The 23,216-nt window shown below is 54.1% G+C and carries 21 protein-coding genes; 4 read left to right on the forward strand and 17 right to left on the reverse strand.

What is annotated here, in order from left to right; all coding sequences use genetic code 11:
• Positions 1-18: 18 nt before the first annotated feature.
• From rnhB to rpsB, 15 genes are all read right to left on the reverse strand, one after another.
• Positions 19-615 carry a ribonuclease HII gene (rnhB, locus tag AC3WS9_RS17710; protein WP_285145959.1) on the reverse strand — a complete coding sequence of 199 codons (597 nt, stop codon included), beginning with the start codon at positions 613-615 and terminating at the stop codon, positions 19-21.
• Complete coding sequence (gene lpxB, locus AC3WS9_RS17715; protein ID WP_492489621.1) at positions 612-1,760, reverse strand: lipid-A-disaccharide synthase; 1,149 nt, start codon at positions 1,758-1,760, stop codon at positions 612-614. Before lpxB ends, rnhB begins: the two co-directional genes overlap by 4 nt.
• The gene (gene lpxA / locus AC3WS9_RS17720; RefSeq protein WP_282491715.1) at positions 1,760-2,548 is read right to left on the reverse strand and encodes an acyl-ACP--UDP-N-acetylglucosamine O-acyltransferase; all 789 of its coding nucleotides are present in this window, start codon (positions 2,546-2,548) and stop codon (positions 1,760-1,762) included. Before lpxA ends, lpxB begins: the two co-directional genes overlap by 1 nt.
• A gap of 3 nt (positions 2,549-2,551) precedes the next feature.
• Entirely contained in the window at positions 2,552-3,007 is a 456-nt protein-coding gene (fabZ, locus tag AC3WS9_RS17725; RefSeq protein ID WP_007373234.1) for a 3-hydroxyacyl-ACP dehydratase FabZ, read from the reverse strand.
• Positions 3,008-3,111: 104 nt separating this feature from the next.
• The gene (gene lpxD, locus AC3WS9_RS17730) at positions 3,112-4,137 is read right to left on the reverse strand and encodes a UDP-3-O-(3-hydroxymyristoyl)glucosamine N-acyltransferase (RefSeq protein WP_492489624.1); all 1,026 of its coding nucleotides are present in this window, start codon (positions 4,135-4,137) and stop codon (positions 3,112-3,114) included.
• 3 nt (positions 4,138-4,140) lie between these two features.
• The gene (gene skp, locus AC3WS9_RS17735) at positions 4,141-4,635 is read right to left on the reverse strand and encodes a molecular chaperone Skp (RefSeq protein WP_282491713.1); all 495 of its coding nucleotides are present in this window, start codon (positions 4,633-4,635) and stop codon (positions 4,141-4,143) included.
• Positions 4,636-4,757: 122 nt separating this feature from the next.
• On the reverse strand, positions 4,758-7,175 hold the full coding sequence (bamA, locus tag AC3WS9_RS17740) for an outer membrane protein assembly factor BamA (RefSeq protein ID WP_492489626.1): 2,418 nt from the start codon (positions 7,173-7,175) through the stop codon (positions 4,758-4,760).
• 31 nt (positions 7,176-7,206) lie between these two features.
• Positions 7,207-8,565, reverse strand: a complete 1,359-nt coding sequence (gene rseP / locus AC3WS9_RS17745) for a sigma E protease regulator RseP (RefSeq protein ID WP_282491711.1) — start codon at positions 8,563-8,565, stop codon at positions 7,207-7,209.
• An 11-nt stretch (positions 8,566-8,576) separates the two neighbouring features.
• The gene (cdsA, locus tag AC3WS9_RS17750; RefSeq protein WP_282491710.1) at positions 8,577-9,434 is read right to left on the reverse strand and encodes a phosphatidate cytidylyltransferase; all 858 of its coding nucleotides are present in this window, start codon (positions 9,432-9,434) and stop codon (positions 8,577-8,579) included.
• Between the two features lie 12 nt (positions 9,435-9,446).
• Positions 9,447-10,205, reverse strand: a complete 759-nt coding sequence (gene ispU / locus AC3WS9_RS17755; RefSeq protein WP_282491709.1) for a (2E,6E)-farnesyl-diphosphate-specific ditrans,polycis-undecaprenyl-diphosphate synthase — start codon at positions 10,203-10,205, stop codon at positions 9,447-9,449.
• Positions 10,206-10,389: 184 nt separating this feature from the next.
• A complete protein-coding gene (gene ispC / locus AC3WS9_RS17760) occupies positions 10,390-11,589 on the reverse strand; it encodes a 1-deoxy-D-xylulose-5-phosphate reductoisomerase (RefSeq protein ID WP_285150686.1) in 1,200 nt (399 codons plus the stop codon).
• 97 nt (positions 11,590-11,686) lie between these two features.
• Positions 11,687-12,244, reverse strand: coding sequence for a ribosome recycling factor (gene frr / locus AC3WS9_RS17765; protein ID WP_095280841.1), 558 nt, complete (start codon positions 12,242-12,244; stop codon positions 11,687-11,689).
• Between the two features lie 170 nt (positions 12,245-12,414).
• On the reverse strand, positions 12,415-13,140 hold the full coding sequence (gene pyrH, locus AC3WS9_RS17770; RefSeq protein ID WP_100777558.1) for a UMP kinase: 726 nt from the start codon (positions 13,138-13,140) through the stop codon (positions 12,415-12,417).
• Between the two features lie 149 nt (positions 13,141-13,289).
• Complete coding sequence (gene tsf, locus AC3WS9_RS17775; RefSeq protein WP_492489631.1) at positions 13,290-14,141, reverse strand: translation elongation factor Ts; 852 nt, start codon at positions 14,139-14,141, stop codon at positions 13,290-13,292.
• A gap of 119 nt (positions 14,142-14,260) precedes the next feature.
• On the reverse strand, positions 14,261-14,986 hold the full coding sequence (gene rpsB / locus AC3WS9_RS17780) for a 30S ribosomal protein S2 (protein ID WP_282491706.1): 726 nt from the start codon (positions 14,984-14,986) through the stop codon (positions 14,261-14,263).
• 322 nt (positions 14,987-15,308) lie between these two features.
• Between rpsB and map the strand changes: the two genes are divergently transcribed.
• The 4 genes from map (at position 15,309) to AC3WS9_RS17800 (ending at position 20,203) form a co-directional block, all read left to right on the forward strand.
• The gene (gene map, locus AC3WS9_RS17785; RefSeq protein ID WP_102104629.1) at positions 15,309-16,103 is read left to right on the forward strand and encodes a type I methionyl aminopeptidase; all 795 of its coding nucleotides are present in this window, start codon (positions 15,309-15,311) and stop codon (positions 16,101-16,103) included.
• A 64-nt stretch (positions 16,104-16,167) separates the two neighbouring features.
• Positions 16,168-18,843 (forward strand): bifunctional uridylyltransferase/uridylyl-removing protein GlnD, encoded by a 2,676-nt coding sequence (gene glnD, locus AC3WS9_RS17790; protein WP_282491705.1) that lies wholly within the window; start codon positions 16,168-16,170, stop codon positions 18,841-18,843.
• A 34-nt stretch (positions 18,844-18,877) separates the two neighbouring features.
• The gene (gene dapD, locus AC3WS9_RS17795) at positions 18,878-19,702 is read left to right on the forward strand and encodes a 2,3,4,5-tetrahydropyridine-2,6-dicarboxylate N-succinyltransferase (RefSeq protein ID WP_282491704.1); all 825 of its coding nucleotides are present in this window, start codon (positions 18,878-18,880) and stop codon (positions 19,700-19,702) included.
• Positions 19,703-19,813: 111 nt separating this feature from the next.
• On the forward strand, positions 19,814-20,203 hold the full coding sequence (locus tag AC3WS9_RS17800) for a DUF3461 family protein (protein ID WP_100777563.1): 390 nt from the start codon (positions 19,814-19,816) through the stop codon (positions 20,201-20,203).
• A gap of 175 nt (positions 20,204-20,378) precedes the next feature.
• On the opposite strand, the gene cdaR is transcribed toward AC3WS9_RS17800, so the two are convergent.
• Both cdaR and degP read right to left on the reverse strand, forming a co-directional pair.
• Positions 20,379-21,536, reverse strand: a complete 1,158-nt coding sequence (gene cdaR, locus AC3WS9_RS17805) for a DNA-binding transcriptional regulator CdaR (protein ID WP_012016110.1) — start codon at positions 21,534-21,536, stop codon at positions 20,379-20,381.
• A gap of 153 nt (positions 21,537-21,689) precedes the next feature.
• The gene (gene degP, locus AC3WS9_RS17810; RefSeq protein WP_285145963.1) at positions 21,690-23,138 is read right to left on the reverse strand and encodes a serine endoprotease DegP; all 1,449 of its coding nucleotides are present in this window, start codon (positions 23,136-23,138) and stop codon (positions 21,690-21,692) included.
• Positions 23,139-23,216 lie beyond the last annotated feature (78 nt).

Consider the following 23,216-nt stretch of genomic DNA (forward strand, 5'->3'; position numbering starts at 1 on the left):
AATTGCTTGCGTATTGATTCAGGACACCAGTCCCAGTGCGCGTTTCACCGGACCAAAACTGCGTCGATGATGTTCAGTTGCGCCGTGTTCAGCCAGTCTTTCCAGATGGAAAGCGGTCGGATACCCCTTGTGCTGGGCAAAGCCATACTGGGGAAAAGTGACGTCCAGCGCGGCCATTTCAGCATCGCGCGTGACTTTAGCAATAATGGATGCCGCACTGATTTCAGGCACGCGGCTGTCGCCCTTCACTACTGCCAGCGACGGCATCGGCAGTGCCGGGCAGCGGTTGCCGTCGATCAGCACATATTCCGGGACGATGTTCAGCCCGGCAACGGCGCGCTGCATCGCCAGCATGGTGGCATGCAGAATATTAAGCCGGTCGATCTCTTCAGGCTCGGCGCGGCCTAAGCTCCACGCCAGCGCTTTTTCTTTGATCTCATCGAACAACGCCAGACGGCGCTTTTCGGAAAGCTTTTTTGAGTCGTTCAGCCCAACAATCGGGCGATTAGGGTCGAGGATGACGGCGGCAGTCACCACCGCACCGACCAGCGGACCGCGTCCGACTTCGTCCACACCCGCAACAAGGTGCGTGTGAGGGTAAACAAATTCCATCATTTTGCTAACTCCAGCACCGCATCCGCCGCCTGCTCATCGGCATTACAGCGGATCTGCTGATGCAACTCCCGGAATGTGTCATGCATCTGGTGGCTGGTTTTACCGTCGGCCAGCAGCGGCAGCAACGCATCGGCTAACGCCTGCGACTGACACTCTTCCTGCAATAACTCTTTCACCAGTTCACGACCGGCCAGCAGGTTCGGCAGCGACACATAATCCGTTTTCACCAGGCGTTTCGCCAGCCAGAAGGTGAACGGCTTCATGCGATAACCCACCACCATCGGACATTTGGCGAGCATGCACTCCAGCGCCGCCGTGCCCGAAGCAAGCAGCGCAGCATCGCTGGCGACCATCGCCTCACGACCTTTACCATCCAGCAGGTGGATGTGCAGGTCCGGGGCCACTTCGGCTTTGATGCGCTCGAACTGCTCGCGGCGTTTCGCATTCACCAGCGGGACGACCACTTCCAGATCCGGGTAGGTCTGACGCAGGATTTGCGCCGTTTTCAGGAAATCGGCGCTGAGCATTTCCACTTCCGCACCGCGACTACCTGGCAATAAGGCCAGACAGTGGGCGTCGTGAGGGATGCCGAGAATATCGCGCGCCGCGATTTTATCCGGATCAAGCGGCATGGCGTCTGCCATGGTATGACCGATAAAGCGGCACGGAACGTTGAATCTATCGTAAAACGCTTTTTCGAAAGGCAGAAAAGCAAGCACCAGATCGGTCGATCTGCCTATTTTGAAAACACGTTTCTGTCGCCACGCCCAGACGGACGGACTGACGTAGTGGATCGTTTTGATACCCTGCTTTTTCAGGTTCCCTTCAAGGGTGATATTGAAATCTGGGGCATCGATACCGACAAAGACATCGGGTTTGAGATCGGTAAAACGACGGGTGAGATCGGCGCGGATGTGCAGCAGACGTCGCAAACGGCCCAGCACTTCCACAATGCCCATCACCGCCAGCTCTTCCATTTCGTACCAGGCTTCGCAGCCTTCGGCCTGCATCAGCGGACCGGCGACGCCGACAAAGCGGGCGTTAGGTACGCGTGCCTTGAGTGCGCGGATAAGACCTGCACCAAGAATATCGCCGGAGGTTTCTCCGGCGACCAGGGCTATCGTTAATGGACGATTGTCGACCATTAACGAATCAGACCGCGAGTTGAGCGTTCAAAGAACTCGGTGAACGCTTTCACTTCAGGGTGCTGTTCTGCCAGCTCTGCCACTTCTGGCTTGGCCTCTTCCAGCGTTTTGCCGCTACGGTACAGAAGTTTGTACGCGTTGCGGATCGCGGTGATCGCTTCGCGGCTAAAGCCACGACGCTTGAGACCTTCAATGTTGACGCCAAACGGCGTCGCATGGTTGCCCTGCGCAATCACATACGGTGGGACATCCTGTGCCACACCGGAGCAGCCGCCGACCATCACGTGTGCACCAATGATGCAGAACTGATGGACTGCGGTCATGCCGCCAATGATCGCGAAATCATCAACCGATACGTGCCCCGCCAGCGTTGCGTTGTTGGCGAGGATACAGCGGCTGCCTACGGTACAGTCATGCGCGATGTGCGCATTCACCATAAAGAGGTTGTCGCTGCCCACCTTCGTCAATCCACCACCCTGTACTGTGCCACGATGAATGGTGACGCTTTCGCGAATGCGATTACGATCGCCGATTTCCACACGGGTTGGTTCGCCAGCATATTTCAGATCCTGGTTCACTTCGCCAATGGAGGCAAACTGATAGATCTCGTTGTCGCGGCCAATGGTCGTATGACCATTCACGACGACGTGAGACTTCAGTACGGTACCCTCGCCAATAGTGACGTGGGGGCCAACAATACAAAAAGGACCAATGTGGGCGTTAGCACCGATAACGGCACCCTCTTCCACAATGGCAGATGGATGAATAAAGGCGGATTTATCAATCACGTATCAGGCCTCCCGGCTACGCGCACACATCATGGTCGCTTCGCAAACAACTTTGCCGTCAACCAGCGCAACGCCTTTGAAGCGCGTCAGGCCACGGCGCGTTTTCTCAAAAGTCACTTCCATGATCATCTGATCACCAGGCACGACGGGACGCTTAAAGCGCGCTTCGTCGATACCTGCGAAGTAATACAGCTCACCTGGCTCCAGTTTACCGACGCTTTTAAACGCCAGAATACCGGTAGCCTGAGCCATCGCTTCCAGGATCAACACACCCGGGAAGATAGGTTTGCCAGGGAAGTGTCCCTGGAAGAATGGCTCATTTACAGAGACATTTTTCACTGCGCGCAGAAAACGACCTTCTTCAAAATCCAGCACACGATCTACCAGCAAAAACGGGTAGCGGTGCGGCAGAAGCTCTAAAATCTCTTCAATATGCAGAGTATGAGTGTCGGTAGTCAAAATACTCTTCCTGTCAAAATTTACTGAATAGCAATAATAACACGGCCTGCCGGTTTAGAAGAAAGCCGACAGGCCGGGAAATTTAGCGTTATAGGGATGAACCTTTAGTCTTGTTGATCGATTTTGCGCTCAATAGCTTTGAGGCGCTTGCTCATATCATCAATATTCATCACCAGAGCTGCGGTTTTACGCCACATCTTATTCGGTTGCAGCGGAATGCCGGAGGAGTAGACACCCGGTTCAGTGATAGGACGCATCACCATACCCATGCCTGTCACCGTAACCTTGTCGCATATTTCCATATGCCCGTTGATTACGCTGGCACCACCGATCATGCAGTAACGACCAATTTTCAGGCTGCCTGCCATGATTACGCCACCTGCAACTGCCGTATTGTCGCCAATCACAACGTTATGCGCAATCTGACATTGGTTATCAATGATAACACCATTGCCAATAATGGTGTCGTCGAGCGCACCGCGGTCAATGGTTGTGCATGCACCGATCTCAACGCGATCGCCGATAATCACGCGGCCGAGCTGAGGGATCTTAATCCAGTTACCCCGATCGTTAGCATAGCCGAACCCGTCCGAACCGATCACGGTACTGGACTGAATCAGGCAGTTTTCGCCAATTTCGATCTCATGGTAAACGGTGACATTGGCCCACAAACGGGAGCCAGCACCAATTTTCGTGTGTTTCCCAACGAAACAGCCCGCGCCAATCACCACGTTATCACCGAGAACCACATCGGGTTCGATAACGGCATTTGCGCCGATTGAAACGTTGTTACCCAGCTTAGCCGAAGGATCAATCACTGCACTGGCAGCAATGTTCTGCGCCGGCTGCGGCGTGGTATCAAGAATTTGAGCCATACGCGCGTAAGTCAGGTAGGGATTTTTCACTACCAGCGCGCTAGAGGTGGCAAACGGAAGGTCGTCCTGCGTCAGAACGACAGCAGACGCCTGGCATTGAGCCAGGTGCTCACGGTACTTCGGGCTTACCATGAACGTAATTGTGCCTGCTTTAGCAGATTGCATGGACGCAACAGCGGTGATGACGATATCGCCATCACCGTGTAATTCTGCATCCAACTGCTGAGCGAGATCAGCCAGTCGAATTGAAGGCATTACTTATTTAACCTGTTTCAGTACATCAGCAGTGATGTCTTTCACATCGCCACTGTTGAAAGCAACGGCATTCGCATCAACAACCAGATCGATGTTCTGATCGGCTGCAACTGCTTTCACAGCAGACTGGATACGGGTAACCAGTTTGCCACGTTCTTCGTTAGAACGACGCTGACGATCCTGCTCGAAAGCCTGTGCTTTCTGAGAGAAAGTCTGGCGCTGTGCCATTACGTCTTTTTCCAGCTTGCTACGATCGGCAGCTTTCATGGTAGAACCATCACGCTGCAGACGCTGCATTTTGGACTGAAGGTCGTTTTCCATACCCTGCAGTTCGCCAGCACGGCCTTTGAATTCGTTTTCCAGAGTCGCGGAAACACCCGTTTTCTGGGCTACCTGCTGGAAAAGATTACCCATGTTGACGATTGCAATTTTGTCCGCTGCCTGAGCAGAAGTCACCATTGCCAAACCCAGACCTGCAGCTAATAACCACTTTTTCACAATAAACTCCTTACCATCCCATTGGTACCCGAAGGTACCGTTCTTTGCGTGGCAAGGCGATCGTCTGTGCGATCGCCGGTTGTCAGCGCTACACTGCCAACGCATTCCATTGCAGCGGATTATTACCAGGTTTTACCAATGTTAAACTGGAACTGCTCCGCTTTGTCTCCATCGTATTTCTTAAACGGCTGGGCGTAGGAGAAGACCAACGGCCCCAACGGTGACATCCATTGTAATGCGATACCCGCAGACATGCGAATGTTGCTCGGATCGCTATAATCCGGCACACCAGCGGCTTTCATCTGAGCGGTGTTCTCCCAGTTGGTATCCCACACGGTACCCGCATCCCAGAAGAACGAAGTACGCACGGAGTTCGCATACTTGTCGCTGATGAATGGCGTAGGCGTGATGAATTCCAGGCTGGCGACACCCATGGCGTTACCACCTACCGCGTCATTAGAACTACACACTTCTGACGAGGATTTTTTATCACAGTTATCTGTATCGTTACCGCCGTAGTACACCGCTTTCGGACCAATGTTATTGGACTGGAAGCCACGAACGGTGCTGGAACCACCGGCATAGAAGTTCTCATAGAATGGCAGCTCTTTGCCACCTAAGCCATCGCCGTAACCCCAACGAGTACGACCCAGAACGACCCACTTGTGATCGTCATCAATTGGGAAGTAAGACGCGGTATCCAGCGTCAGCTTATAGAACTCGTTATCAGAACCCGGAACGGTCACTTTACCGTTCAGGTTGACGCGAGAACCTTCTGTCGGGAAGAAACCACGGTCAAGACGGTTATACGTCCAGCCATAGTTAAAGGTGAAGTCATCTGCAGCGAAACCGTTGTTATCGCTGGAGGTGCTAGCCTTCTGCCCGATGGAGTCCAGATAACGCCACATCGCCACCTGAGGTTGCATATTGGACAGGTCGTTATGCACGTAACCTAAGCCAGCACGCAGGGTGTTGTATTCGTTAATCGGGAAGCCCAGCGTGCCATCAACACCATAACTTTTGTTGGTGTATGAGGACAGGTCCGCATCGTCTGCTTTAAAGTCGTTATAGAAAATACGACCGCCCAGACTCACACCGTCAACGGTGAAGTATGGGTTGGTAACAGAGAACTCAGAATAGGTCTGGTAGTCGTTCTTGGTACCATTGATACCCACAGAATAACCCGTACCCAACCAGTTATCCTGCTGAACGCCGACCTGGAAGCTCACACCACTTTCTGTGCCGTAGCCCACACCGAAGTTAAAGCTACCAGTGTTACGTTCTTTCACCTTGTAGACGACGTCTACCTGGTCCGGACTACCTGATACACGCTGTGTATCCGTATCAACCGTTTCGAAGTAACCCAGACGGTTCAGACGCTCTTTACCCTGGTCAACGAGATCGCTGCCCAGCCATGCGCCTTCCATCTGGCGCATTTCGCGACGCAGTACGGAATCTTTGGAGGTATCGTTACCTTCAAAGCGAATCTTACGCACGTAGAAACGGTTACCCGCATCGACGTTCACGTGGAGTTTCACGGTTTTATCCGTGTCATTGATTTCAGGCTGAGTCTGTACGCGCGGGTAAGCATAACCATAACGGCCGAGCAGCTTTTTAATGCCGTCTTCCATTTTGGTCACTTTCGCGCCGCTATACAGTTCGCCCGGCTGGAGCTTAGTCAGGCTCTCGATCTCAGCGGAGTGACCCGCCAGGTTCCCACTGACTTCAACACCAGAAAGCTTGTACTGATCGCCTTCAGTGATGTTAACCGTAATGTAGATCCCTTTCTTGTCCGGAGTCAGACTGACCTGAGTCGAATCAATGTTGAAACGGGCGTAACCGCGATCCAGATAGTAGCTACGCAGGGTTTCGAGATCGCCCGCCAGTTTCTGTTTCTGGTATTTACGATCGCCAACCACGTTCCACCATGGCACTTCATCGCGCAGCTGGAAGGTAGAGATCAGCTCGTCCGTACTGAACGCGTGGTTGCCCACGATGTTGATCTGCTGGATCTTCGCAGAGACGCCTTCCTGGAAGACGAGCTTCAGGTCGACGCGGTTACGCGGCAGCGGGGTGACAACGGCTTTGACGCTCGCGCTGTATTTACCGACGCTGTAGTAGAAATCTTCCAGCCCTTTTTCGATGTCGGACAGGGTGGTGCGGTCCAGAGATTCACCGACACGAACACCAGATGCTTCAAGGTTTTGCTTGAGCATATCGTCTTTCACCGATTTGTTACCGGAGAAAGTGATACTGGCGATCGTCGGGCGTTCTTTCACCTGAACCAGCAGCGTATCACCATCGCGCAGGACGCGAACGTCCTCAAAGTTGCCAGTGGCAAACAGTGCACGAATGATATTACTGATATCTTCATCATTAACCGTGTCGCCCTGGCGAACTGGCATACTGAGGAGGGCCGCACCGACGGCGACACGCTGAAGACCTTCGAAATGAATATCCTTCACTACGAAACCTTCAGCACCGTATACGGTTGCGCTGCTAAACAGCAGCGACGCTATGAGCAACTTTTTCATCGCCATCGTTATTATGCATTCTTCCTAACTATCTCTCTTACAACCGAGAGAAATCATTGAAAAGCGCAAGCCCCATTAACAGCACTAGCAGTATCGAGCCAATGCGATAACTAAAGTCTTGAACTCGCTCGGATACCGGTCCACCTTTTAGCTTTTCAATCGCTAAAAACAGCAGATGCCCCCCGTCTAAAACGGGAAGCGGGAACAGGTTGATTATCCCGAGGTTCACGCTAATGAGCGCGAGAAACATGAGATAGTAAATCACCCCGAATTCCGCTGACATCCCAGCCCCTTGAGCGATAGAAATCGGCCCACTGAGGTTGTTCAGTTTTACGTCACCGGTTATCAATTTCCCCAACATGTTGACCGTCAGCTTCATCAGTTGCCATGTTTTATCCGTGGCTTCAAGGATGGCGCTGAACGGCCCATACTGGCGTATTGTCTTGTACTCATCTGGCAGCGGGATCACTTTTGGCACGACGCCCGCAAATCCTTCTGCCTTACCACCACCCGGTTTAGTATCCGGGATGAGCGTCAGAGAGAGCGGACTCCCCTGTCGTTCGATTTCTACTGCCAGCGGTGTGCCAGGATTATCGCGCACCAGAATAACAAAGGTCATCCATTGTGTTAACGGCTGACCATCGACTTTAACGATCCTGTCGCCCGCTTGCAAACCTGCTTTACTGGCTGCCGAATCTGCCTGGACTTCCGCTAACACCGGTTCAATCTGCGCACCGCGTGGGCGAATGCCTAATGCCGCAACCGGATCTTCTTTGTCAGGTTCAAAGGTCCAGTGACGCAAATCGAGCACTTTGTCCTGACGTTGACTCTGACTGGCACCAAACGGAGAAACCGTGATGGTGGTCTGGTCATCGCCAATTTTCGACACCAATTGCAGCCTGACGGCATCCCAATCAGGGGTTTCGATACCATCGATCGCTTTAAGTTCCATGCCCGGCGCAATTTGCGCAGATGCTGCGACGGAGTTGGCGGTTATTTCACCAACAACCGGACGAACACCAGGGACACCGATGATAAACACCAGCCAGTAAGCGAAAACGGCAAAGATGAAATTCGCCACCGGACCGGCGGCTATGATGGCGGCGCGCTGGCCGACAGTTTTGTTGTTGAACGCGTAGTGTCGCATTTCGGGTGCGACAGGCTCTACGCGCTCATCGAGCATTTTGACGTAGCCGCCGAGCGGGATCAGCGCAATGACAAACTCGGTACCGTGGCGGTCAGTGCGACGCCACAGGGATTTACCGAAGCCAATCGAGAAACGTTCGACCCGCACTCCGCAGCGCCGGGCAACCCAGAAATGGCCAAATTCGTGCACAGTGATAAGCACACCAAGTGCAACAATGAACGCCGCCAGATTCCATAGGATGCTCAGCATAAAACCTTCCGTTAAATCGTGCCAAATACCAGCAGCAGCAGGCATGCAAAGACCGGTACCGCAGCCGTCAGGCTATCGATGCGATCCAGTATTCCACCATGTCCTGGGATAAGATGGCCGCTGTCTTTGATCCCTGCTTCACGCTTGAACATACTCTCGGTCAAATCGCCAAGAACCGACGCCAGCGCAGCAAAGATAGAGCAGATCAGCAGCGTGGACGGAGCGACGTCAAGATTCGCCCATACGCCATATCCCCAGGAGATAATCGCAGCTGTAAACAGACCGCCGATGAACCCCTGCCAGGTTTTGCCAGGCGACACTTTCGGCGCCAGTTTATGTTTGCCAAACAGTTTACCAAACATATAGGCCCCGGAGTCAGCACCCCAGACGAGAATCATCACATACAGCAGCCACAGAGAGCCGCTATAGTGGTTGTCGTCGTAGTGCCAGACGCGCAGCACGATCATACCCCAGAAAAAAGGAACAATTGTGAGCAGACCGAAAATCAGACGCCACGTTTTAGAGTTGCGCCAGAACGCTGCCGAGCCGGGATAGAAAAGCACCAGCAGCAGCGCAGCAACCCACCAGCCCAGGGAAGCCCACAGGGAACCCTCGATCAGCGGTTGATGAATATCGTGATGATATTCAGGCAACATAAACAGCATCAGCGCCAGTAACAGGCCACAGAGTACCGCCAGCCATACCCGCTGAGTGCGCGAAGTAAAGCCGCTAAGCTGCCCCCACTCCCACGCGGCGAGCATACACACCACCAGCGTGACAATGGCAAATCCCACTGGCGGCAGTAAAAACAGCGCCGCGATAACGATGGGTATTAATACAAAAGCGGAAATCAGGCGATACTTCAGCAAAAGCTACCCCCATCAGACTTTTTCGGTGCCCGGCTCCGTGCCGCCGAAGCGACGCTCACGATTGGCAAAGGCATTCAGCGCACCTTCAAAGTCTTGTTCATCAAAATCGGGCCAAAGAACATCCGTAAAGTAAAGTTCGGCATAGGCAATTTGCCAAAGCAAAAAATTACTGATTCGATGTTCTCCCCCTGTCCTAATAACCAAATCCACAGGTGCCAGTTCGTTCATGCAGATTTGCTGACCCAGCGCCTCTTCATCAATTTGGTCGGGTGTTAACAGCCCTTCCTGAACCTGTTCGGCCAAATGCCGAACACCCTGGATAATGTCCCAACGTCCACCGTAATTCGCCGCGATATTGAGCGTCAGACCGGTATTATTTTCGGTCACCGCTTCCGCTTTACGAATGCGTTCCTGCAGACGTGAGTTGAAACGACTGGTATCGCCGATAATGCGCAGGCGAACGTTGTGGCGGTGCAGGCTTTTTACTTCGCTGTCTAACGCCCACACAAACAATTCCATCAACGCCGTCACTTCCTGCGGCGGTCGATTCCAGTTTTCACTGCTGAAAGCATAGAGCGTTAACGCATCAATGCCGTTATTGGCGGCAAAAGAAACGGCGCGGCGAACAGACTTCGCCCCAGCTTTATGCCCAAAGGCTCGTATCTTCCCTTGTCTTTTCGCCCAGCGGCCATTGCCATCCATGATGATTGCTACATGGCGACAGCCATGAGCTGGCAAGTTTTCGCTTATTGGTTGATTCGCAGACAACATAACGCGTTTTTAGTCCCTGAAAGGATTTAACGGTACTCAGGAATACTGAAGCCTTTCCACAAAAAAGCCGTGTAAACCACGGCTTACCTGACCGCTCAACGTCTAATACCCGCAATCAGGTGGCGCAGACTATATCACTGAAGCCCAACGCTAACAAATAGCACGACCTGTAGCAGGTGGATTATCACCTGCTTGCGAGGCGCGTCACTTGTTCGCGTGCAACGATGCGCGCTGCCGCATCAACTGCCAGCACTTCTTCCACGCTCTGCGGTTCACGCAGATCCATCGCTTCAAGTACCGACAGATTAAGTGCCGCGATATCCGTAAAGCGGATGTGCTGATTCAAAAATGCCTCAACGGTAATTTCGTTTGCGGCATTGAGCGCCGTCGTTGCGGCTTGCCCCTGATCGAAGGCGTTCATCGCCAGTTTCAGACAAGGGTAACGATCATAGTCAGGTTCGCTGAAAGTCAGTGAGCTGATTTTGCAAAAATCGAGCGGCTTTGCCCCGGAGATCACACGGTTAGGCCACGCCATCGAATGGGCGATTGGCGTGCGCATATCCGGTTCGCCCAGTTGCGCCAGCACGCTGCCGTCCTGATATCGCACCATGGAATGAATCACCGACTGCGGGTGGATCAGCACTTCCATCTGTTTCGCTGACGCATTAAATAACCAGCGAGCTTCAATGTATTCCAGACCTTTGTTCATCATAGTGGCGGAATCGACGGAGATTTTACGTCCCATCGACCAGTTCGGATGCCGACAGGCCTGATCGGGCGTCATCGAGGCCAGTTCAGACAGCGGCGTTTCACGGAATGGGCCACCAGACCCGGTAAGCAGAATCGATACTACGCCATTCTGCTCAAGGGAAGCGTACCCCAGGTCCTGTTGAAAAGGTTGCGGTAAACTCTGAAAAATCGCGTTATGTTCGCTATCTACCGGCAAAAGGCGCGCACCTCGCGCTTTCACCGCGTCCATAAACAGACGTCCGCAGGTCACCAGCGACTCTTTGTTTGCCAGCAGTACGGTCTTACCGGCATCAATGGCCGCAAGGGTTGGCAGCAGACCGGCAGCACCAACGATAGCCGCCATCACCAGATCCACTTCGCTTAACGCGGCCATGTCACAGGCGGCCTGCTGTCCGCTCAGAACTTTCGTACGGCTGCCATTCTCTGCCAGCAATGTTTTGACCTGGCGAGCACTTTCCTCGTCATCCATCACCGCATAGCGGGGAGTAAACTCGAGACATTGCTCAACCATGCGCTGCACGTTCTTTCCGGCCACAAGGGCAGTCACCGTGTACTGTTCAGGGTTATGACGAACAACGTCGAGAGTGCTGCAACCGATAGAGCCGGTCGAGCCGAGGAGAGTTAAATGCTTCATGAGATGCCCGGAAGAAAGTTAGACCATATAAAAGCAAAACGCCGCCAGCAAAGTCACAGGACTTTCTGAACGGCGTTTTATCAGATGACGTCAGAAATCAGAACTGCATCAGTTCCGCTTCTTTATCTGCCAGCGCCGCGTCAACTTTCTTGATCGCTGCGTCTGTCATTTTCTGCACGTCGTCCTGGGAGCGACGATCGTCGTCTTCGCTGATTTCTTTCTCTTTCAGCAGTGCTTTCACTTTGTCGTTCGCATCACGACGCACGTTACGCACAGCAACGCGAGCGCCTTCAGCTTCGCCACGCACCACTTTGATCAACTCTTTACGACGCTCTTCCGTCAGCGGAGGCAGTGGAACGCGGATGTCAGTGCCCGCAGAGCTTGGGTTCAGACCCAGGTCAGAAGCCATGATCGCTTTTTCTACAGCCGGGCCCAATGAACGATCGAAAACGTTGATTTTCAGGGTACGGGTGTCTTCTACCGTTACGCTCGCCAGCTGACGCAGCGGAGTTGGCGTACCGTAGTATTCCACTACAATGCCATCCAGCAGGCTTGGGGAAGCACGACCAGTACGCACTTTGCTGATTTGGTTTTTGAACGCTTCTACGCATTTTTCCATGCGTGTTTCAGCATCTTTTCTGATGTCGTTAATCACGTTACGAATCCTTGAACACTAGTCTCAGGCAGACTATCCGCCAGCACAGCCGCTATGGGTGTGCTAAGTATAGTCGCGTTTAATTCATGACAACGCCAAAGGCGCGTCCAGGTAACAAACCCACTACAAAAGTAATGCGGAATCTTACCTGTATTTGTCGTCAACGGAAATTATTCCGTGATCAAAGTGCCTTCTTTTTCGCCCATCACTACGCGACGCAGTGCACCAGGCTTATTCATGTTGAAAACACGAATCGGTAATTTGTGGTCACGAGCCAGCGTGAAGGCGGCAAGATCCATCACTTTCAGCTCTTTATCCAGCACTTCGTTGTAGCTCAGCTGATCGTACATCGTGGCGGTAGGATCGGTTGCCGGATCGGCAGTAAACACGCCGTCAACTTTGGTCGCTTTCAGCACCACGTCAGCTTCGATTTCGATCCCGCGCAGACAGGCAGCGGAGTCGGTGGTAAAGAACGGGTTACCGGTACCGGCGGAGAGGATTACCACGCGGTTATTGCGCAGCAGACTGATTGCCTCTGCCCAGCTGTAGTTATCACACACGCCATTCAGGGGAATAGCGGACATCAGGCGGGCGTTCACATAGGCACGGTGAAGCGCATCACGCATCGCCAGGCCATTCATCACGGTTGCCAGCATACCCATGTGGTCGCCCACAACGCGGTTCATACCCGCTTTCGCCAGACCAGCGCCACGGAAAAGGTTGCCGCCGCCAATAACTACGCCAACCTGGATACCCAGTTCAACCAGTTCTTTGATTTCCTGTGCCATGCGGTCGAGAATGCTTGCGTCAATACCGAAGCCTTCCGTTCCCTGCAGTGCTTCGCCACTCAGCTTAAGCAGAATGCGTTTGTACACGGGTTTTGCATTGGTAGCCATGTTTCTTTCCTGAGACTGTCAACGATTAAGATGGGGGTTAATTCTGGCGACATTGTATGTCGCATATCAGCACAGAAACTAGCGGAGTCTGTCTGATTTACACACGAGGGGCAAAAAGAAGCCGCCCTCAGGCGGCTCCTTCGCAATCATTAAGACTGCTTGGACATTGCAGCAACTTCTGCTGCGAAGTCAGTTTCAACTTTCTCGATGCCTTCGCCCACTTCGAAGCGGATGAAGCCAGTCACGTCAGCGTTGTGCTCTTTCAGCAGCTGAGCAACAGACTTGCTTGGATCCATAACGAAAGGCTGGCCAGTCAGAGAAACTTCGCCGGTGAATTTCTTCATGCGGCCTTCAACCATTTTCTCTGCGATTTCTTTCGGCTTGCCAGACTGCATGGCGATGTCCAGCTGAACCTGGTACTCTTTTTCTACCACTTCAGCAGACACGTCTTCTGGTTTAACGAATTCTGGTTTGCTTGCAGCGATGTGCATAGCCAGCTGTTTAACCAGCTCTTCGTCAGCGCCTTTAGCGGCAACCAGTACACCGATACGAGCGCCGTGCTGGTATGAACCCAGAACTTCGCCTTCCAGTGCAGCAACACGACGGATGTTGATGTTCTCACCGATTTTAGCAACCAGAGCAACACGTTCTTCTTCGAACTGTGCTTTCAGAACCTCAACGTCAGTGATTTTGCCAGCAACAGCTGCGTCCAGTACTTTGTTAGCGAAAGCCTGGAAACCGCCATCTTTAGCCACGAAGTCAGTCTGGCAGTTAACTTCCAGAATGATGCCGTAGGTGCCGTCGATTTTGGTGATGATCACGCCGTCAGCTGCAACGTTACCTGCTTTTTTCGCCGCTTTGATTGCGCCGGATTTACGCATGTTTTCGATTGCCAGCTCGATGTCGCCGTTCGCTTCAGTCAGCGCTTTTTTGCAATCCATCATGCCTGCGCCAGTACGCTCGCGCAGCTCTTTTACCAGGGATGCGGTAATTTCAGCCATTCTTTAATCCTCGGGAGAGATGTCCTGCCCGGCTTAAGAAACCAGACAGTCTTAAAAGTGAAAAAGGGGCCAGATAGAGGCCCCTATTTATACACGGTACTAAATAAGGGAGGACCTTATTATTCAGCTTCTACGAAGCTTTCTTCCGCCTGAGAAGCCAGATCCTGGGAACGGCCTTCACGAACGGTAGCTGCAACAGCGCTCAGATACAGTGTAACTGCACGGATTGCATCGTCGTTACCCGGGATAACGAAGTCAACACCGTCCGGATCGGAGTTGGTATCAACGATAGAGAATACCGGGATACCCAGGTTGTTCGCTTCTTTGATAGCGATGTGCTCGTGATCAGCGTCGATAACGAACAGAGCGTCTGGCAGACCGCCCATGTCTTTGATGCCGCCCAGGCTGTTTTCCAGCTTGTCCAGCTCACGAGTACGCATCAGCGCTTCTTTCTTGGTCAGCTTATCGAAAGTACCGTCCTGAGACTGGGTTTCCAGATCTTTCAGGCGCTTGATGGACTGACGAACAGTTTTCCAGTTGGTCAGCATGCCGCCCAACCAGCGATGGTTCACGAAGAACTGATCGCAGCTGTTTGCAGCTTCTTTCACAGCTTCGCTTGCAGCGCGTTTAGTACCAACAAACAGAATCTTACCTTTACGGGAAGAGATCTTGCTCAGCTCAGCCAGGGCTTCGTTGAACATTGGTACAGTTTTCTCAAGGTTGATGATGTGAACTTTGTTACGCGCGCCGAAGATGAAAGGCTTCATTTTCGGGTTCCAGTAACGGGTCTGGTGACCGAAGTGAACACCAGCCTTGAGCATGTCGCGCATGGAAACAGTTGCCATGTTTAAAACCTCTATTTAAATGTTGGGGTTATGCCTCCACGTATCCCATATTACCGACCCCGAAGGGCACCCCGGAATATGTGCCGATACGTGTGTGTTATTTACACAATGTGAGAGTTGTCGCTTCTGGTCCATCTTGTGTATGACAAATGGATCGGAAGTCCGGCGCGCTTTATACCACAAAACGCCACCATAAACCAACAGTTGTTGGCGGTGTGTGCTGTTAATGATTCTCAATTTGGCAGGCAACGCTCCAGACTGGTACCATTGACAACACTTAGACTAGTATTGTCGAAAAAATCGACACCGATGGACAGATTACATGGCTATCTCTATTAAGACCCCTGAAGAAATTGAAAAGATGCGCGTCGCCGGTCGTCTGGCCGCTGAAGTGCTGGAAATGATCGAGCCGTACATCAAACCGGGCGTCAGCACCGGCGAGCTGGATCGCATTTGTAACGACTATATTGTCAACGAGCAGCACGCGGTCTCCGCCTGCCTCGGCTACCACGGTTTCCCGAAATCCGTCTGCATCTCTATTAATGAAGTGGTGTGTCACGGTATTCCGGACGACGAGAAACTGCTGAAAGATGGCGATATCGTCAACATCGACGTGACCGTCATCAAAGACGAGTATCACGGCGATACCTCCAAAATGTTTATCGTCGGCAAACCGACCATCCTCGGCGAGCGCCTGTGCCGCATCACCCAGGAGAGCCTCTACCTGGCGCTGAAAATGGTGAAGCCGGGCATCCGCCTGCGTACCATCGGTGCCGCGATCCAGAAATTCGTCGAAGCGGAAGGTTTCTCCGTGGTGCGCGAATACTGTGGGCACGGCATTGGTCGCGTCTTCCACGAAGAGCCGCAGGTTCTGCACTACGATGCAGATGACGGCGGCGTGGTGCTGCAGAAAGGCATGACCTTCACCATCGAACCCATGGTGAACTCCGGCGACTACCGCATCCGCACCATGAAAGATGGCTGGACGGTAAAAACCAAAGACAGAAGCTTGTCTGCGCAGTACGAGCATACTATTGTGGTAACAGACAACGGCTGCGAAATTATGACGTTGCGAAAGGATGACACCATCCCGGCGATACTCTCGCACAACGAATAATAAGAAGCCGGCAAATGCCGGCTTTTTTAATGGCTATAGCTTTTACTTATGGGTGGCGCACGAGATGAGTAACCTTTTACCTGAACAGTATCCGAACACAGCTCTGCCCACCCTGCCCGACCAGCCGGACAACCCCGGCGTCTGGCCGCAGCGCGATCTCACGGTGGCGGATATCAAAGCGCATATCGACGTTTTTCAGCGCTGGCTGGGGAAAGCCTTTGACGAAGGCATTTCGGCGGAAGAGCTCATCGAAGCGCGCACCGAATTTATCGATCAGCTGCTGCAACGTCTGTGGATCGATTACGGCTTTGGCCAGATCAGCGACGTCGCGCTGGTCGCCGTCGGCGGTTACGGACGCGGCGAACTGCACCCGCTCTCCGATATCGACCTGCTGGTACTGAGCCGCAAAAAGCTGCCCGACGAGCACGCACAAAAAATTGGTGAACTGCTGACCCTGCTCTGGGACGTCAAACTGGAAGTCGGCCACAGCGTGCGCACTCTTGAAGAGTGCCTGCTGGAAGGCCTATCGGATCTCACCGTCGCCACCAACCTGATCGAAACACGCCTGCTGATCGGCGATGTCGCCCTGTTCCTCGAGCTGCAAAAACACATTTTTAGCGACGGCTTCTGGCCTTCGGAGCGTTTCTTCGCCGCCAAGGTTGAAGAGCAAAACATCCGCCACCAGCGCTATCACGGCACCAGCTACAACCTCGAACCCGATATCAAAAGCAGCCCCGGCGGCCTGCGGGATATCCACACGTTGCAGTGGGTCGCCCGCCGCCATTTTGGCGCCACCTCGCTGGATGAGATGGTCGGTTTTGGCTTTTTGACCGAGGCCGAGCGCAACGAACTCAACGAATGCCTGCATCTGCTGTGGCGTATCCGCTTCGCCCTGCATCTGGAAGTCACCCGCTACGACAACCGTCTGCTGTTCGACCGTCAGCTCAGCGTCGCCCAGCGCCTCAACTACAGCGGCGAAGGCAACGAGCCGGTCGAGCAGATGATGAAGGATTTTTTCCGCGTCACCCGCCGTGTCTCAGAGCTTAACCAGATGCTGCTGCAGCTGTTTGACGAAGCGATCCTGGCGCTAACCACTGATGAAAAACCGCGTCCGATTGATGACGAATTCCAGCTGCGCGGCACCCTGATCGATCTGCGCGACGAAACGCTGTTTATCCGCGAGCCGGAAGCGATCCTGCGCATGTTCTACACCATGGTGCGCAACAGCACGATCACCGGGATCTACTCCACCACGCTGCGCCATCTGCGCCACGCGCGTCGCCATCTGACGCAGCCCCTGTGCTATATCCCGGAAGCGCGCTCGTTATTCCTGAGCATGTTGCGCCACCCCGGCGCGGTCAGCCGCGGTCTGCTGCCGATGCACCGTCACAGCGTGCTCTGGGCCTACATGCCCCAGTGGTCGCACATCGTCGGCCAGATGCAGTTTGACCTGTTCCACGCTTATACGGTGGATGAACACACCATTCGCGTGATGCTGAAGCTGGAAAGTTTTGCCAAAGAAGAGACGCGTTCGAAGCACCCGCTGTGCGTCGAACTCTGGCCGCGCCTCAGTCACCCGGAACTGATACTGATCGCCGCGCTGTTCCACGATATCGCCAAAGGGCGCGGGGGCGACCATTCGGTGCTCGGTGCCCAGGACGTGCTGAAATTTGCCGAACTCCACGGCCTGAACTCCCGCGAAACCCAGCTCGTCGCCTGGCTGGTGCGCCATCATCTGCTGATGTCCGTCACCGCACAGCGTCGCGATATTCAGGACCCGGAAGTGATTAAGCAGTTCGCCGAAATCGTACAAACCGAAAACCGTCTGCGTTTTCTGGTCTGCCTGACGGTGGCGGATATCTGCGCCACCAACGAAACCCTGTGGAACAGCTGGAAGCAGAGCCTGTTGCGCGAGCTCTATTTCGCCACCGAAAAACAGCTGCGCCGCGGGATGCAAAACACGCCGGATATGCGCGAGCGTGTGCGCCACCATCAGCTTCAGGCGCTGGCGCTACTGCGGATGGACAATATTGATGAGGAAGCGCTGCATCAGATCTGGACGCGCTGTCGGGCCAACTATTTCGTGCGTCACAGTCCAAATCAGCTCGCCTGGCACGCACGGCACCTGCTGAAGCACGATCTGAAAAAACCGCTGATCCTGCTGAGCCCGCAGGCCACGCGCGGCGGCACGGAGATCTTTATCTGGAGCCCGGATCGGGCCTATCTGTTTGCCGCCGTCTGCGCTGAACTCGACAGGCGCAACCTGAGCGTTCACGACGCGCAGATCTTTACCACCCGCGACGGCATGGCGATGGATACCTTTATCGTGCTGGAGCCGGACGGCAGCCCGCTCTCGTCCGACCGTCACGAAGGCATTCGTTTTGGTCTGGAACAGGCGATTACCCAGCACAGCTGGCAGCCGCCGCAGCCGCGTCGCCAGCCGGCGAAATTGCGCCACTTTACCGTCGATACGGAGGTCAATTTCCTGCCGACGCACACGGACCGCAAATCGTTCCTCGAACTGATTGCTTTGGACCAGCCGGGCCTGCTGGCGCGGGTCGGCCAGGTTTTTGCGGATCTGGGAATTTCGCTGCATGGGGCCAGAATTACAACCATTGGCGAGCGAGTAGAAGATTTATTCATAATCGCCACCGCCGACCGGCGTGCCCTTAATAATGAGCTGCAACTTGAGGTGCAACAACGGTTGACAGCAGCCCTCAATCCAAACGATAAAGGGTGACGTGTTTTTTAGTGAAATGGAAAGAGTAAAAACAATGCAGCAGTTACAGAACGTTATTGAGTCCGCCTTTGAGCGTCGCGCCGAAATTACCCCGGCAAATGTGGATACCGTCACCCGCGAAGCGGTGAATCAGGTGATTTCTCTGCTTGATTCCGGCGCGCTGCGTGTCGCGGAAAAAATTGACGGCCAGTGGGTAACTCATCAGTGGCTGAAGAAAGCCGTGCTGCTCTCTTTCCGTATTAACGATAACCAGGTTATCGACGGAGCTGAAAGCCGCTACTTCGATAAAGTGCCAATGAAATTCGCTGATTACGACGAAGCGCGTTTCCAGAAAGAAGGTTTCCGCGTGGTTCCGCCTGCGGCCGTTCGCCAGGGTGCATACATCGCACGCAACACTGTACTGATGCCTTCATACGTGAACATCGGTGCCTACGTTGACGAAGGCACCATGGTGGATACCTGGGCAACCGTCGGCTCTTGCGCGCAGATCGGTAAAAACGTTCACCTGTCCGGCGGCGTCGGCATCGGTGGCGTGCTTGAGCCACTGCAGGCCAACCCAACCATCATCGAAGACAACTGCTTCATCGGTGCGCGTTCAGAAGTAGTTGAAGGCGTGATCGTCGAAGAAGGCTCAGTAATCTCGATGGGCGTTTACATCGGTCAGAGCACCCGCATTTACGATCGTGAAACGGGTGAAGTGCATTACGGCCGCGTACCGGCGGGTTCTGTTGTTGTCTCCGGCAACCTGCCGTCGAAAGATGGCAAATACAGCCTGTACTGTGCGGTTATCGTGAAAAAAGTCGATGCGAAAACGCGCGGCAAAGTCGGCATCAACGAACTGCTGCGTACCATCGATTAATCGGGTATAACAAAAAGCGGGGGCCACCCCGCTTTTTTTACATCTGATGGTGGCGAAGATAGATTTTTTCGTTAATTATTCATAGGTTATGTTGAGCTCAAGGGTACCGCTATGTACGATAATCTGAAAAGTCTGGGCATTACCAATCCTGATGAAATTGATCGTTACAGCCTCCGCCAGGAAGCGAACAACGATATTCTGAAAATCTATTTTCACAAGGACAAAGGAGAGTTTTTCGCGAAGAGCGTGAAGTTCAAGTACCCGCGTCAACGTAAAACCGTCGTCGCCGATGGCGTCGGCCAGGGGTATAAAGAGGTTCAGGAAATCAGCCCGAATCTCCGCTATGTCATTGATGAACTCGATCAGATCTGCCAGCGCGATCGCACCGAAGTCGATCTTAAACGTAAGATCCTGGATGATCTGCGTCATCTGGAAAGCGTTGTAACCAACAAGATCAGCGAAATCGAATCGGATCTTGAGAAGTTAACGCGCGGGAAGTAAATGCTGTGGTGCGAGCTTCCTGTAGGCCGGGTAAGGCGAAGCCGCCACCCGGCACAAAGGTGAGGTTCGTACAGTTAAACGCCCGGTGGCGCTGCGCTTACCGGGCCTACGATCCCGCCACTGGTGCGGTGACCTTGTTGGCCCGGTAAGCGCAGCGACACCAGGCATGAATAACTCACCTTTGCTCATCCAGCTGCAACGCCACATACAGCAACAGCCTGTCATCGAAATTGCCCAGATCCAGCCCCGTCAGCTCCGAAATGCGGTTCAACCGGTACTCCAGCGTATTGCGATGAATAAACAGCGCTTTCGAGGTCGCCAGCGGCTGCACGTTATGGCGAAACCAGGCCTGTAGCGTCCGGCGCAGCAGCCCGTTGTTATCCATCGCCTTGAGGCGCACCAATGGCCGCGCCAGCTCATTGGCCTGCCAGCCGCCGCGAAGACTGTCGAGCAGGACGGGCAGCATTAAATCCTGATAGAAATAGCCCCGGCTTTCGGGCATCCGCTGTTTCCCCACCATCATGGTGGTGCGCGCCGTGCGCCAGGAACGGGCGATGCTGCCCGGCCCGGTGAAATAGTTGCCGAGGGCGACGCGAAAACGCAGCTGACCGTTCTCTTTCATCCGCGCGATAAGCTGCTCAACGCGACGACGATGATCTTCCGCATCCCAGCGGCCAAACTGATTAAGCGCCGGTTTCAGGACCACCATCTCGGTCAGGGACACAATCGCCACCAGGTTATTGCGCTCCGGCGTCGCCAGCGCATTTTGCAGCTGCTGCAGCTCCGCCATCGCGCTGTCCACGCCGAGCTGGCCGCTGTCCACTTCAATCACCGCCACCACGCGCGGCTGATTGAGATCGATGCCCAGACGCTGCGCCCACTCCGTCAGCGCTGGCGTATGCTCTTCGGCCTGGATCAGGTTCATCACCAGCTCTTCGCGCAGACGGCTGTCCTGTGCCAGGAGGTGCATCAGACGCGACTGCTCGAGCATCATCTCGGCGGTCATACAGACCAGCTCACCGTATTTGCGCAGGGATTCCGGTTCACCGGTCAAACCGATGACACCGACGATCTCCCCTTCGAGACGCAGCGGCAGGTTGATCCCCTGACGCACGCCGTGCAGGTGCCGCGCCACTGCGTCGTCGATATCCACCACCCGCCCCTGAGAGAGCACCAGAAGCGCGCCTTCGTGCAATTCCCCAATGCGCTCACGATCGCCGCTGCCGATGATTCGCCCACGGGCATCCATCACGTTGATATTGGTATCAATGATGCGCATGGTTCGTGCCACGATTTCCTGCGCCATTTTGGTATCGAGATGCCAGCCAGCCATGTACCCCTCCTGTGAGCAGAGCTCAAGCATAGGGGAGTTCAAAGGGTGTGGCATTGTGCGGATGCACAAAGTCAGGGAGAGAAGTATGGACTTGTGGAAAGGGTCACAGAAACGAAGAAACCCCTGCCTGATTGCAGGCAGGGGTTGGGGAGATTACTGCATTAACAGGTACAGGCTGGTGTCACCACGCTGGATATTCAGCGCCAGCACCGTTGGTTTGCTGTCGAGAATTTTGCGCAGTTCAGCAATGTTTTTCACCGGCTGCTGGTTCGCGCCGATAATCACATCGCCTTTTTTCAGGCCGATACGCGCCGCCGGGGAGCTGGCTTTAACGTCATTCACCACCACGCCTTTATCCGCGCCTTTGTTGCTCATATCCGCACCTTCGATGCCGCTAAAGATGGTGCTGGAGTCGACCTGATTCTGGCTGCTCTGCTGCAGCTCCAGGCTCACGTTCACCGGTTTGCCGTCACGCAGCAAGCCGAGGGACACTTTGCTACCGACCGGCATAGAGCCGACTTCAGCACGCAGCGCCGCAAAGCTGCTGATTGGCTTGCCGTTCAGGGTGGTGATCACGTCACCCGCCTTGATACCGGCTTTCGCCGCAGAGGAGTTCGGCATCACCTGGCTGACGAATGCGCCGCGCTGAGCGTCCACTTTCATCGCTTTTGCCAGCTCGGAGTTCAGTTCGGTACCCAGAATGCCCAGCTCGCCGCGTTTCACCTGACCAAACTCAACCATCTGACCGGTCAGGTTTTTCACCATGTTACTCGGGATCGCAAAGCCGATACCGATGTTGCCGCCGTCCGGTGCCAGGATCGCGGTGTTAATCCCGATCAGCTCACCGTTCAGGTTCACCAGCGCGCCGCCGGAGTTACCGCGGTTAATCGCCGCATCGGTCTGAATGAAGTTTTCGTAGTTTTCCGCGTTCAGGCCGCTACGGCCCAGCGCAGAAACGATACCGGAGGTCACGGTTTCACCCAGACCAAACGGGTTACCGATAGCGACGGTGTAGTCACCGACGCGCAGGGCATCGGAGTCAGCCAGTTTAATCGCCGTCAGGTTTTTCGGATCCTGAATCTGGATCAGGGCGATGTCAGAGCGTGGGTCTTTACCCACCACTTTGGCATCAAATTTACGGCCATCGCTCAGCTGCACTTTGATGGTGCTGGCGTTGTCGACCACGTGGTTGTTAGTCACGACATAGCCTTTCGCCGCATCAATGATCACGCCTGAACCCAGGGCCATGAATTTCTGCTGCTGGCCGCCGCCGTTACCGCCGCCTGGGGCGTCATCACCAGCGCCGCCACCCTGACAGAATGGGGAGCTCTGGAACGGAGAACCGTCCTGGCAGAACGGTGAGTTATCACCGAAGAACTGCTGGAAGTTGCGCGGCATGCGCGGTGTATTAACGGTCGTGCTCCCCTCAACGTTAATACTCACCACCGATGGCATCACTTTTTCGAGCATCGGGGCAAGGCTTGGCATCGGCTGCGCCGTAGCGGCCGACGATGCGGTCTCCGCTGCGGTTGCAGTCAGAGGGGATAACGCTAAACCTAAACTCAGAGCCAGTGCACTCATTGCTAATGTGGTTTTTTTCATGTTCTCAATCTCGATTTACAGATAACGCAAAATTGCTGTGTACGTCAGATTCGTTTTATAGCCCGAAGTTCCGGGATT

This window comes from Lelliottia sp. EB106-05-01-XG201 (genome assembly GCF_058791735.1).